The 12,855-nt window shown below is 57.2% G+C and carries 9 protein-coding genes and 2 pseudogenes; 5 read left to right on the plus strand and 6 right to left on the minus strand.

Annotation, left to right across the window (positions count from 1 at the left end; all coding sequences use genetic code 11):
• Window positions 1–3 precede the first annotated feature (3 nt).
• Together RHM55_RS21880 and egtB are read right to left on the minus strand one after the other, a co-directional pair.
• Entirely contained in the window at window positions 4–1,083 is a 1,080-nt protein-coding gene (locus RHM55_RS21880; protein ID WP_322178289.1) for an enoyl-CoA hydratase/isomerase family protein, read from the minus strand.
• A 156-nt stretch (window positions 1,084–1,239) separates the two neighbouring features.
• Entirely contained in the window at window positions 1,240–3,387 is a 2,148-nt protein-coding gene (gene egtB / locus RHM55_RS21885; RefSeq protein WP_322178290.1) for an ergothioneine biosynthesis protein EgtB, read from the minus strand.
• A 328-nt stretch (window positions 3,388–3,715) separates the two neighbouring features.
• On the opposite strand from egtB, the gene RHM55_RS21890 reads away from it, so the two are divergent.
• On the plus strand, window positions 3,716–5,383 hold the full coding sequence (locus RHM55_RS21890) for an MFS transporter (protein ID WP_322178291.1): 1,668 nt from the start codon (window positions 3,716–3,718) through the stop codon (window positions 5,381–5,383).
• Complete coding sequence (locus RHM55_RS21895) at window positions 5,380–6,576, plus strand: HlyD family secretion protein (protein ID WP_322178292.1); 1,197 nt, start codon at window positions 5,380–5,382, stop codon at window positions 6,574–6,576. The genes RHM55_RS21890 and RHM55_RS21895 overlap by 4 nt, the downstream gene beginning before the upstream one ends.
• Window positions 6,577–6,621: 45 nt before the next feature.
• Here the strand turns inward: RHM55_RS21895 and RHM55_RS21900 are convergent, their stop codons facing one another.
• The 3 genes and pseudogenes from RHM55_RS21900 to RHM55_RS26030 form a co-directional block, all read right to left on the minus strand.
• A complete protein-coding gene (locus RHM55_RS21900) occupies window positions 6,622–7,641 on the minus strand; it encodes a transporter (RefSeq protein WP_322178293.1) in 1,020 nt (339 codons plus the stop codon).
• A gap of 101 nt (window positions 7,642–7,742) precedes the next feature.
• Window positions 7,743–8,456: a methyl-accepting chemotaxis protein gene (locus RHM55_RS26025; RefSeq protein WP_416152029.1), complete on the minus strand. Its 714-nt coding sequence runs from the start codon at window positions 8,454–8,456 to the stop codon at window positions 7,743–7,745.
• 219 nt (window positions 8,457–8,675) lie between these two features.
• Window positions 8,676–9,362, minus strand: a pseudogene (locus tag RHM55_RS26030) (methyl-accepting chemotaxis protein); the annotation flags it as partial.
• 765 nt (window positions 9,363–10,127) lie between these two features.
• Between RHM55_RS26030 and RHM55_RS21910 the strand changes: the two are divergent.
• From RHM55_RS21910 to RHM55_RS21915, 3 genes and pseudogenes are all read left to right on the plus strand, one after another.
• Window positions 10,128–11,216: an actin, cytoplasmic 2 gene (locus RHM55_RS21910; RefSeq protein WP_322178295.1), complete on the plus strand. Its 1,089-nt coding sequence runs from the start codon at window positions 10,128–10,130 to the stop codon at window positions 11,214–11,216.
• 49 nt (window positions 11,217–11,265) lie between these two features.
• A pseudogene (locus RHM55_RS26035) lies at window positions 11,266–11,537 on the plus strand (hypothetical protein); the annotation flags it as partial.
• 22 nt (window positions 11,538–11,559) lie between these two features.
• Window positions 11,560–11,862 (plus strand): hypothetical protein, encoded by a 303-nt coding sequence (locus RHM55_RS21915; RefSeq protein WP_322178296.1) that lies wholly within the window; start codon window positions 11,560–11,562, stop codon window positions 11,860–11,862.
• A gap of 85 nt (window positions 11,863–11,947) precedes the next feature.
• On the opposite strand, the gene RHM55_RS21920 is transcribed toward RHM55_RS21915, so the two are convergent.
• Window positions 11,948–12,769 (minus strand): aldo/keto reductase, encoded by an 822-nt coding sequence (locus RHM55_RS21920; RefSeq protein WP_322178297.1) that lies wholly within the window; start codon window positions 12,767–12,769, stop codon window positions 11,948–11,950.
• Between the last annotated feature and the right edge of the window lie 86 nt (window positions 12,770–12,855).

The following is a 12,855-nucleotide window of genomic DNA, read 5'->3' on the forward strand; positions in this document are numbered from 1 at the left end:
GGCTTAGCCCTCATGGCCGTTAAAGAAGCTTTGGACATGCTCGGCACTGAGCGCCTGCACGGTGGGTGGGTTCCACTGTGGATTTTTATCTTTGTCGACAATCAGTGCGCGGACCCCTTCGATCAGGTCGCCGCGCTTGAACCACTGGCGATCGAGGTGCAGCTCCAGAGCGAAGCAGGCTTCAAGTGGTAAATGGCGACCTCGACGCAGCATTTCCAGGGTGACCGACATCGCCAGCGGCGAGCGACTTTCCATCAAGGCAGCCGTACTCATCGCCCAGTCGTGGCTGTTAGCCACGGTGACTTCACGCAGTTGTTCGATGATGCTCTGCACGTTCGGCTGGCTGAAGAAATGGTCGATGACCGGACGCAGTTTTTCCAGCGGGGCATCGGGCAATTGCTGCACGGCGTTTTTTGCCAGCAGGTTTTGTAAATCCTTCAGTGCGTTGTCATTCCACAGCAGGCTGTCCAGTTGCTGGTCCAACTGCGGTAAAACTTCGCTGTTCAGGTACCAGTCGGCCAACCCGCAATACAGTGCGTCCGCCGCACGAATCTGTACGCCGGTGACGCCAAGGTAAACCCCCAGCTCGCCCTGTACCCGCGACAGGAAATAACTGCCGCCCACGTCCGGGAAGTAGCCGATGGCGACTTCCGGCATGGCCAGTCGGCTGCGTTCGGTGACCACCCGCAACTCGGCGCCTTGAGCCAGGCCCATTCCGCCGCCAAGCACATAGCCATCCATCAGCGCCAACACGGGTTTACGGTAGCGGTGGATGGCCAGGTCTAGGGCGTACTCCTCGACGAAAAAGTCCAGATGCACAGTCAGGCCATTTTTGTGGCTGTCGTACAACGAACGGATATCGCCACCGGCGCAGAAGGCCTTGTCGCCGCTGCCGCGTAAGACCACGGCGTACACCTCATCGTCCTGAGCCCAGGCATCGAGCTGTTTTTGCAGGATGCGGACCATGTCCAGGGAGAGGGCATTCAAGCCAGCGGGGCGGTTGAGGGTCAAATGGCCGATATGGTTACGCACCGTGGCGAGTACAGCGTTGCCAGTTCCAACGGGTAATTCCTGGGCAGTCATGGCTATCTCCCTGCTGCTTTATTGTTCTGCTTCTCATCTGGTGCGAGAAATGACCCACGGATGCTACCAGTGCAAATTTGCAAATGACAATCGAGAATACTGCAGTGCGGTTGGGCATTTTTGCATGGGCCAAAGAGAGGACATGCCAAATAGGCCTCAAGCCTTCAAACTGAACAGCGCCACTTGGGGGGCTTCGCTCACCCAGAAAGCACTCACCGACCAGTTGGCGTCCGCCGCAAGCGCGGTGAATGATTCGATGCTGAACTTGTGTGAATTCTCGGTGTGCAGGCGTTCGCCAGCGTTGAAGTGGAACGTGTGTCCAGCGACCTTGACTACATGTTCGCGGCGGCTCACCAAATGCATTTCCATGCGCTCCTCGGTTTCGTTCCACAGCGCCAGATGGTCGAAGGCCTCGACGTTGAAGTCGCCGTCGAGTTCGCGGTTGATACGGGTCAACAGATTCTTGTTGAAACGCGCGGTGACACCGTCGGCATCGTCGTAAGCGGCCACCAGAATGTCGGCCTCTTTGAGCAGATCCACTCCAACGATGAAATGTGCCTGATCGCCCAACAAGGTCCGGGCTGAACGCAGAAACTTCACGGCTTGATCGTGAGTGAAGTTACCAATGGTCGAGCCGGGGAAAAATCCCACACAGGTGTGCCCGGCTACCTCGGTCGGCAATTGCAGGGCGCGGCTGAAATCGTCAATCTGAGGCACGATGTTCAAGTGCGGGTAGCGTTTCCTCAGTCGTACGGCGGCCTTCTTTAATGCGTTGGCGCTGATGTCGATCGGTACATACAGCGCAAGCTGCGGCGCTGCATCGAGCAACAGACGGGTTTTTTCGCAGGCGCCACTGCCGAACTCCACCAGCGCTGCACCGTCTGGAATGGTACTGGCAAGCTGTTGGGCCACGTGAGTCAACAGGGCGGTTTCAGCGCGGGTCGGGTAGTACTCGGCGGTCTCGCAAATGGCCTCGAACAGCTCGGAGCCAGCAGCGTCATAGAAATACTTGGGCGACAGACTTTTCACCGACGCCGACAACCCGGCAATCACGTCGCGGGCGAACTCGCTGTCGTGGCTGTTCACTGCGCCAGGCTGGCGGGCATCACGGGCCAGGCGCAGGCCGGAAAACATCCAGCGCTTTTCCGGGTGGAAAAAGTTGCGGTAGGTCGTGCGGGTGTGGCCAGGGGCGGTGACACTGGCCCCGCCGCGAAGGACCATCAGGTTGATCATGAATTTGCCGTTGTACTCGCCCACCGCGCCAGCAGCCGGACGAAACCCCGGGTAGGCGCTGTAGGCACTTTGCGTCCATTGCCAGGCGACGTCATCCACCTGCTCCAGCAGTCCGGCCTCTGCGGCAGCTTCCCATTCGGCCTCTGTTGGCAGTCGCGCATCAGCCCAGTGGGCAAAGGCGGCCGCTTCGTAATAGCTGATGTTGATCACTGGCGCTGTCGGGTCAATGGCTTCCAGCCCGCGCAAGGTCAGCTGGCGCCAGCCGGGCGCGTCGTATTGCCAATAAAGTGGGGCATTCCAGCCATGTTCCTGGACCGCGGCCCAGCCGTCCGATAGCCATAGCCCGGCTTGGGTATAGCCACCGTCCGCCATGAACGCCAGCCATTCGCCGTTGGTCACCAGGCGGTCGCTGATTTCGAACGGTTGCAGGTAGGTGGTGTGTCGGGGGCCTTCATTGTCAAAGGCAAAGCCTTGGCCCTTGTGGCCGATTTCCGTCAGTCCCCCCTTGAGCGGCTTGAACCGGCCGCGCCGCCCGGGAAGGTCTTTGGGCCAACGTGGGTCATAGGCCGGCTTGAGCGAGGAGGTGCTGAACAGGTGCAAGATGTCCATCAGCAACAACTCTTGATGTTGTTCCTCATGGGCCAGACCCAGCTCAAGCAAATCGGCAGTGGCCGTGGTTATGTCTGCCTCAAGCAGCGTGCGCATGTGTTCGTCCACATGCTTGCGGTAGTCCAGTACTCTGTCCACGCTCGGACGTGTCATCAGCCCGCGCTGCGGTCGGGGATGACGCGGGCCGACGGCTTCGTAATACGAGTTGAACAGGTAACCGAATGCCGGATCGAAAGGGCGGTAGTCGACAACGTTCTCGGCCAGCAGAAACGTTTCAAAGAACCACGTGGTATGCGCCATGTGCCATTTTGTCGGGCTTGCGTCAGGCATTGACTGAACGACCATGTCCTCGGCACTCAGTGGTGCGATCAGGTTCTCGGTCCTGCGTCGAATAGACAGATAGCGCTTGAGACGTGCGTTACCGGTGGGAATATTACGTCGCTCGCTTGAGGTGCTGATCATCAGGTCCTCTCTTCGGCAGTTCAATGGCTGGTACGTTGTTCAGCCCTGTACACCTTAGGCTTTGAAGGTCACCCTGACAGGGGTAATAACTGTGATGTGCAGTGCGCGCGTAATGTTCAAACCGAATGTCGGATCGCGGAATATAAAAGGCTGCCGGGTATTCCTGTCCGCTTGAAATCAGCGAGTCCAAGGCTCGTTTCAATCGGTTTCACCCAACGCTGGCAAGAACTCCTGTCCTACGGTTTACTACGCCTTGACCGCGCGCTTTACTGATCTGGACTCGCTCGGTTCATGAACATTTGAGGAGATACTCCATCAGGTCCACTCGATGAACGAGTACACCCCTCGCCATTGGGCGCCCCACGAGCGCCCGGTACTGCCTGGCTCCCCGTCCACGCCGTTGCACTCGACGGGCAAACGTTGGGCGTTTGCAATCGTCGGTGTGATCGTTGCGTTGACCGGCGGTCTGGGTAATGCACTGGTGGTTGCCAATCTACCGTACCTGCAAGGCGCTCTGGGTGCGACGACTGCGGAAATTGCCTGGCTGCCCGCCGCGTATGTCATGACCAACGTGTCGATGAACCTGCTGTTGGTGAAGTTTCGCCAGCAGTTTGGCTTGCGTGCATTCACTGAAGTATTTTTGGTGTTGTATGCGCTGGTGACGTTCGCGCACCTGTTCGTCAACGACCTGGGGTCGGCGGTGGCCGTGCGTGCGGCCCACGGTATGGTCGGCGCGGCACTCAGTTCGTTGGGGCTGTACTACATGATCCAGGCCTTCCCGCAGAAATGGCGAATGAAGGCGCTGGTCCTTGGCCTGGGCACTTCGCAGCTGGCGATTCCTCTGGCGCGACTGGTGTCCGAAGACCTGTTGCAAATCGCCGAATGGCGCGGCCTTTATCTCTTTGAACTGGGCATGGCGTTGCTCTCGCTGGGCTGCGTGCTCCTGCTGAAACTGCCCCCGGGCGACCGGTTCAAGGCGTTTGAAACACTCGACTTTCTCACCTTCGGCCTGCTCGCCAGCGGCTTTGCCTTATTGTGCGCCGTGCTGTCGTTGGGACGGATTGACTGGTGGCTTGAGGCGCCATGGATCGGTATCGCCTCGGCTGCATCGATCGCCCTGGTCTTTGCTGGCTTGGCGATCGAACATAACCGCACCAACCCCTTGCTGATCACTCGCTGGCTGGGCAGCGGCCGAATCCTTCGTCTGGGTTTGGCCGTGATGTTGATTCGTATCGTGTTGTCGGAACAGTCCATCGGCGCGGTGGGCTTTTTGCAAGTGTTGAACATGAGCAGCCAGCAGATGCACAGCCTGTATCTGGTGATGTTGCTGGGCAGCGTGGTGGGGCTGGCGGCCAGTGCGCTGACCATCGATCCGCAGCACCTGTTCAAACCGGTGATCATTTCGCTGGCGACAATGGCCGTGGGTGCCTGGATGGACAGCAGCTCGACCAATCTGACCCGGCCCGAGAACATGTACCTGAGCCAGTTTCTGCTGGCCTTCGGGGGTACCTTTTTCCTCGGTCCGACCCTGGTACAGGGGATGAGCGGGGTGATTGGCAACCCGCGTAATCTGGTGAGCTTTTCGGTGTTGTTCGGTATCACCCAAAGCCTTGGCGGGCTGATCGGGTCGGCGGCGTTGGGCACGCTGCAGGTTGTGCGCGAGAAATTTCACTCCAGTCACATCGTCGAACACCTGACGTTGATCAATGCCCAGGTGCAATCGAGCCTGCAAATCGCCAGTGGCAGTTATGCCTCCGCCATTGCCGACCCGTCGCTGCGTACCAACCAGGGGATTCGCACCCTTGCAGCGGCGGCGACCCGAGAGGCAAATGTTCTCGCCTACAACGATGTATTCATGATGATCGCGCTGATCGCGGTGCTGACCCTTATCTGGATTTTCCTGCGCAGTCTCTGGCTGAAGATGACCACCGAAAAAATTGCTCCTGCCCCGACAACGACGTCCTCCGACCCCTCCAGTGGCGCTGAACTTTCATGACTGAGCCCAATACTCCGGCAAACGCCACACCAGCGGCCTCTTCAGGCCCACCGCCGGCGCCCGTCACGGAACCGCCGAGTACTCAGCCGCGTCCGTTGCGGGTACGGATTTTCTCTTCATTGATATTTGGCTCGATTGCGCTCATCGGCATATTGATCGTGCTTTACGCCTGGCAACTACCGCCGTTCAGCAGTGCCATCGAGAGTACGGAAAACGCGTTGGTCAGGGGGCAGGTGACGATCATCGGGCCTCAGCTCAGCGGGTATGTGTATGAGGTGCCCGTGCAGGACTTCCAGTTCGTCAAGGCCGGCGATGTGTTGGTGCGTCTCGATGATCGGATCTACAAGCAGCACCTGGATCAGGCGCTGGCCCAACTGGCGGTGCAGAAAGCGGCGCTGGCCAACAACCTGCAGCAGCGTCGCAGTGCCGAAGCGACCATCCTCCTGCGAAAGGCCGCGCTGGCCAACACTATTGCCCAGGGCCGCAAGACCGCCGCTGATTTGCGCCGTAACGAGGATTTGGTCGCCGATGGCTCAGTGTCCAGGCGCGACCTGGACCTGAGCCGCGCAGACAATGCCCAAGCTGTCGCCGCCGTCGCCGAGGCGCAAGCTTCGCTGGAGATTTCCCGCCAGGATCTGCAAACCGTGATCGTCAATCGTGGCTCGCTGGAAGCGTCGGTGGCCAATGCCGAGGCCGCCATCGAACTGGCGCGTATCGACCTGTCCAACACGCGGGTTACAGCCCCGCGTGATGGTCAGTTGGGGCAGATCGGCGTGCGGTTGGGCGCTTACGTCAATTCGGGGGCGCAACTGATGGCGCTGGTGCCGGATCGGCTGTGGATCATCGCCAATATGAAAGAAACCCAGATGGCCAACGTACGTCTCGGTCAGCCGGTAACCTTCAGCGTCGACGCCCTCGACCATCAGAAGATGCAGGGCAGGGTACAGCGAATCTCGCCCGCCGCTGGCTCGGAGTTCAGCCTGCTACCCGCGGACAATGCCACGGGGAACTTCGTCAAGATTGCCCAGCGGATACCGGTGCGGATCGTCGTTGACCCCGATCAACCCCAGGCCAAACGCTTGCGACCGGGGATGTCAGTGGTGGTGAGCATCGACACCCGCCAGAGCGGCGAAGTACCGCCTGATCAGGTTGATGACGATTCAGCCCCGGAACGAGCCGATCAACGCCGCTGAGTGAACGGCTCTTGGCGCGAGCCGTGCACTGAATGCTTGCGCGCTTCAGTAGTCGTCGCGTTTGCGAAAGGCCCAGCGACCCGCGAGCAGGGTGAACGTTGCGACCAACGCCACCAGTACCCAAAAGCCTTCGGGGTCAGTGGCCAGTGGAATGCCGCCGACGTTCATCCCGAAGAAGCCGGCGATGATATTGATCGGCAGCGCCAGCACGGTGACCACGGTCAAGGTGAACAGGGTGCGGCTGCTCTGCTCGTTGAGCTTGGCGGCGATTTCTTCCTGCAGCAGCTTGATCCTCTCGCCCAGTGCGGTGAGGTCGCTGATCACCAGTGCGGATTCATCGGTGGATTTACGCAGCTCTTGCACGTCTTCTTTCTGGAACCAGGCCGGTGGGCGGTTGAGCAGGCGCAACAGGGACCGGGGTTCCAGGGCCAATAGCCGATGCAGGCGCACCAGCACCCGGCGCATGGCACCCAGGTCTGCGCGGTTATCGCTCAGGCGTGAAGACAACAGTTGGTCTTCGATTTGATCGACGCTGACCGTGGTTTTCCTCACAATCTGTTCGAGGACTTCGCCTTGATCGCGCAGCAAATGCACGAGAAGCTCCAGCGGCGAGCGGAAAAACTCCCCGCGTTTTACCGAGTGACGCAGCCTGTCTACCGAATGCAGAGGCTGCAAGCGGACGCTGATCATCATGTGGCTGCGGGTGCAGACCCACAAGGTAGAGATGTCTGAAGACACCATGCCGAAGTTGAACACCACATCGTTGACCACTGCCAGTAGCGACGAGTCGATGTGTTCGATGCGTGTCGAGCGCGACCCTTCATGCAGGGCTTCGAAAAACTCTTCCGGTAGCTCCAGATGCGATTTCATCCAGCGTTGGCAGCCTGCATGGGCCAGGTTCAGGTGCAGCCAGATGAATTCTTCGGGGTCGCCCGGAGTGTGCAGGCACTCCAGGGCGGCGGCCGAATCGATTTCCCGGCCCCGCTCACCGGGGAGGAAACGAAACCCATAGATCAAGCCGAACAAGTCTGAATCCTGATGATCGTGCACGATGCTGTTGTTCATGGATGCTCGCTGACCTGAATACGCCTGTCAGGGACGCAGGATTGCTAAAACCGCATCATGGCAATCTGTTTTGACAGTTTTGTTACAGTTCAATCGGTGTCTCAGGCACTCAGCCGTGCTGTCACCTCATTCAACTGACCCGACACGCTGTGCAGGTTACGGCTGGCCGTTTCGGTGCGTTTTACATTGTCCTGATTGGCGCTGGCGATTTGGGTAATCTCTACCAGATTGCGCGAGATATCTTCGGCGACCGAGGTTTGCTCTTCGGCCGCCGTGGCGATCTGTCGGTTCATGTCGCGGATCGCCTCGACCGCTTCGGTGATGCGATGCAGCATATGGCCTGCTTCGGTGACCTGCTCGACGCTTTCTTCGCTGCGAGACTGGCCACCCTCAATCGCTTTCACTGCGTCGAGGGCGCCAGTCTGTACGGTGTGGATGATTTGATTGATTTCGGCAGTTGAGGCCGCGGTGCGCTGTGCCAGGCTGCGGACTTCATCGGCGACAACGGCAAACCCGCGTCCTGCATCGCCGGCGCGCGCCGCTTCAATGGCCGCGTTCAGGGCTAACAGGTTGGTCTGCTCGGCGATACCGCGAATGACTTCGAGTACTTTACCAATTCTTCCGCTGTCGGTTTCCAACTGACGGATGACCGAGGCTGTATTGGATATCTCGCCACGCATGTGAGTAATCGCGGCAATGGTTGTCTGCATGACCTGTTCGCCTTGCTGGGCGCTGTGGTCGGCGGCGTCTGCCGCAGTGGCGGCCTGCTCTGCGTGTCGAGCCACTTCTTGCGCGGTGGCGGACATTTCGTTCATGGCCGTGGCGACCTGATCGGTGCGCTCGAACTGCTCGTTGGTGCCCTGAGCGATCAGTTGTGCAATCGCATTCAACTCACTGCTGGCGCTATCCAGGTCCGTAGCGCTGACCTTCAAACGGTTGAAGGTCTCTGCCAGAAAGTCTCGAAGCGTGTTGGCGGCCACGGCCAGACGGCCTAGCTCATCCTGACGCTCGGTGCTGACGCGGTCACCGAATTTACCTTGGCTGAGCTGGGCGACGTATTCGATCAATCGTCGAACTGGATCGATCAGATTGCGATTGACCAGCCACAGGCTCAGCAGTCCGATCAACAGCCCGGACACCAGCATCACCGCAATACCCAGGAGAATTGTTTGGTTTGCGTCTGCGCTGATGTGCTCGGATTGTTGGCTGCCCTGCTCGCGTAATTGGGCGACCAGCTCACTCATTTGTTCACTGGCGGGCCGATCCATGCCTTTGACTGCCGTATCACCTACAACAGGGTCGCCGTTAGAGGCTATAAATGCATCGCGGCCTTTCTGGTACGCGGTGCCCAGCACTTGATGGGCTTCGCGCAGTTTCTCGATCCGGGTTTTCAACTCGGGGGGCGTCTGGTTGGCGAGGCGCCCAAGGATGTCTTGCACCTCACGTTGGCGCTCCTCGAATTGTCCCCAGTATTTATTCAGCTCTGCCGGTTCCTTGCCACGCAGCAGGACGTTCTTCCATTCCTGTACCTGAATTTTGAATTGGAGGTTGGCCTCATCGATCAGTTGGGATGTGTGCAACGGCCCGTCGATCAGGCCTTTGTAGTTCTGCACGCTATTGGAGAGGAAATGAAAACAGGCCAGCGCGATCAGCAGGATCGCCAACAGGCTGCCACCGAGCAACGCCAGAATCTGGGCTCTCAGCGATTTTTGCAAGAACATGGGGGGTCTCTCATGGCCAAGAAGAAGGCATTCCACGTGGGAACGGGTGCGGCAAAGACATCCCTGTTCTTCAAGGCCGGGATTGCCCCGAACTTGAAGGTCGTACCTAGAGGTCGGCGGACGCCGGGGTTTCTTGAGCAATGCGGTTTTTCGTTCGGATGAACAGTACGCTGCGGCCAATCTCTTTCCGCCCCCGGTACGACTTTTCAAGAAAATTCGCAGCGGCAATAACTATCCTGAACCTCGCACGCCCTCCAGACCGCCAACGGAAGGCCATATTTTTCCTTCTTGTGGCGAATAAAATCTTCGTTTAAGCGATTGATCAGCGCGGCGTGTTTACCCTGCTAGGGAAGGTCTGAAGTAGGCCCTTCTTTTTGCCGGAAAATCGGGCGTCAAGCGCTCAGAAATAAAGTAATTCACTGAAATATCGGAAATACCGGCTTTTTTAGATGAACCATATTTGGAAACCTTTTTCAGAGTTTCCCTAACTCAAGCTTCCACCGGACGGGTCGCTGGCCGCGGTAGATCAGATCACGGAATTCGGAATGCTCGAAAGCATTCATAAATATGACTATAAAAAGATAAGAAAGTATTCGAAAAGAGAATAGATCACTGTCATATATGACAGTAGACGGAAAAAACCTTATTGGAGAAACTGTACGTGAGCAACGGGCAGCATGATGACGACCATGCGCTCAATCACTGGGGCTAATGCAAATATCATTGCGACTGCCCGCTGTTATTCAATAATAGGAGCAATACATCATGAGTGAAGAAGTCTGCGCGATAGTTATTGATATTGGCAGTAGCACGATGAAGGTAGGTTTCGCCGGTGACGCCAGTCCAGCGGTATTTCCCACCGTAGTAGGCAGGCCAGAATCGGCTGATGCAAACCAAAAGGCAGTGTACGTGGGTGAGGAAGCGCTAGCTAAAAAAGATACATTGAAACTTAGCTGGCCGGTAAAGTATGGCTTCATCACTGACTGGGACGATTTCGAGCTCATTCTACACCATGTATTTGACAACGTATTAAAAGTGAAACCTGCCGAGCATGACATACTCTTGACGGAGCCGCCGCTTAACCCACGTAGTAGCCGGGAGAAAATGGTTAGAATATTATTTGAGGTATTTAATTGCCGCGCTTGTTATGTCTCGATTCAAGCGGTTTTGGCTCTGTATGCCTCAGGACGTACAACGGGGATAGTTTTGGAGGTGGGCGATAGCGTTACTCATGCTGTTCCGATTTACGAAGGCTATGCTTTACCTCACGCAGTCTTGCGGACGGACATTGGAGGGCGAAACCTGACGGCCTACCTGGTTAAAATACTATCAGAACGCAGCTACTCTTTTGCCACAACGGCAGAGTCTTCAATTGTTCAGGAGATCAAAGAAAAGCTGTGTTACGTCGCAATGGATTTTGAGGCTGAAATGGAAGGCGCAGCGACCTCCAGCAGTCTTCAGGAATCGTATGAACTGGCAGATGGCCAAGAAATCACTGTGGGTGACGAACGTTTCCGGTGCCCGGAGGTGTTGTTTAAACCTTCACTGACTGGATTCAAATTCGCAGGAATTCATGAGGTGGTTTATAACAGCATCATGAAGTGCGATGTTGATATTCGAAAAGATCTTTATAGCAATATCATTTTAACTGGCGGCTCTACAATGTTTTCGGGCATGGCTGAAAGGCTGCAAAAGGAAATCGTCGCGCTAGCACCTGCCACCATGAAAATTAAGGTTGTTGCACCACCTGAACGTAAATACAGCGTTTGGATTGGTGGTTCTATACTCGCTTCGCTCAGCACCTTTCAAGCAATGTGGATTACCCGTAAAGACTATGATGGAGTGGGTCCTTAAATTGTGCATAGAAAGTGCTTTTAAGTTCGAGACCCCCCCTTTTAATTAGGAGCATCCGGCCAGGCTGCACTTCTACACCGACCCGGAATTGATCGGGGGTACCGAAACCCAGGCGTTTGTTAGCCATCATGACGAAATCATTCTGATTGCCGTCCGAGGAAGTTTCCCTACGGCTGGCTGCTGTTCGGTTTTGGGCTTGGACGTATGGGTGGCGAGCCTTATCGGCATCATGGGAAACAGCAGCATTTCATGCCGGTGACGTTCAGTGATGGCGAAAAGTCTTCCATTCTCTGGGACCTCGGTTGTGAATCCATTGAGGACACTGCGATATGCAAATACGCCCGTGAGCAGTAATGCACGTAGTTTCGATGAGGGCTCAAGTCATACAACAACCCGCCTTGCAGCAGAAAGAAGTCGCCTCAATACGACCATTGGCCGCTTGGGGAAATTGAACGCCACCAAACTAAAACCGGCCGATGTTTATGGCAATGCTGCGCAGTCGCCAGCGTTTGAGGCGAGCCTCAAGCGCTGGAGGGCTCATAAAGAGAATAACGTCAAAGTGCAACTGGCGATGATCCCTTCGCGGCCAGACAATACTGATATCGCGGGGGTCTACCAAGAAGCTGATCGTGACCCAATGGCGTAGTGCTTCCTCCCGTGGTAATCCGCCGCACGCTGATGAGGCTGTTCGGCGGATAGTCGGGTGTGTCCGTGACCGCTTAAGCAGTGGCTCACACCATCGCCAGCACCCGCTTGCGAGTGGGCGCAGGCCAGGCGCTGTCGATGGCGTGCAGGTCTTCTGCGGTCAGGGTCAATTGTGCGGCAGCAGCGTTGAGGCGTATGTGCTCGGGCTTGACGGCTTTGGGAATCGCGATGACGCCTTTATTGCGCAGCACCCAGGCCAGGCAGATCTGCGCGGGGGTGGCGTCATGCCGGGCAGCGATGTCTTGCAGCACCGGGTTTTTCAGCAGGTGCCCGGCCTGAGCGATGGGGCAGTAGGCCATCAGCGGCATGAGGTGGATCTGCGCCCAAGGCAGTAGATCGAATTCGATGCCGCGTTGTTCGAGGTTGTAGAGCACCTGATTGGTCGCGCAGGCCGGGTTGGCCAAGTGCGCCATGTCGGTGACGTCGAAATTGGAGACGCCCCAGTCACCGATTTTGCCGGCTTCGCGCAGGCGTTCGAAGGCTTCGACGGTTTCTTCCAGTGGGTGTTGGCCGGGCCAGTGCAGCAGGTACAGGTTGATGTGTTCTGTGCCGAGGCGTCGCAAGCTTCGTTCACACGCCTCTACTATGCCGGTGCGGCTTGCGTTGTGTGGGTAAACCTTGCTCACCAGAAACACGCGGTCGCGCTGCCCGGCGATGGCCTCACCGACCACTTCCTCGGCACCGCCTTCTGCGTACATTTCAGCGGTATCGATCAGGGTCATGCCGTGTTCGATGCCCAAACGCAACGCGGCCACTTCATGTTTTCGTTGATGCGGATCTTCGCCCATGTGCCAGGTGCCCTGGCCGATGACGGGGACGGATGCGCCAGCCAATTCGAGGGTTTGCATGTAATCTCCTACAATCAGTGGGTGATATTTATTCTGGCAGCAGGATGACGAGCAGGTTCAAACCGGACCGGGAAAAGCGGTGATAT

It is taken from the genome of Pseudomonas sp. MH9.2 (assembly GCF_034353875.1).
Lineage (GTDB): Bacteria > Pseudomonadota > Gammaproteobacteria > Pseudomonadales > Pseudomonadaceae > Aquipseudomonas.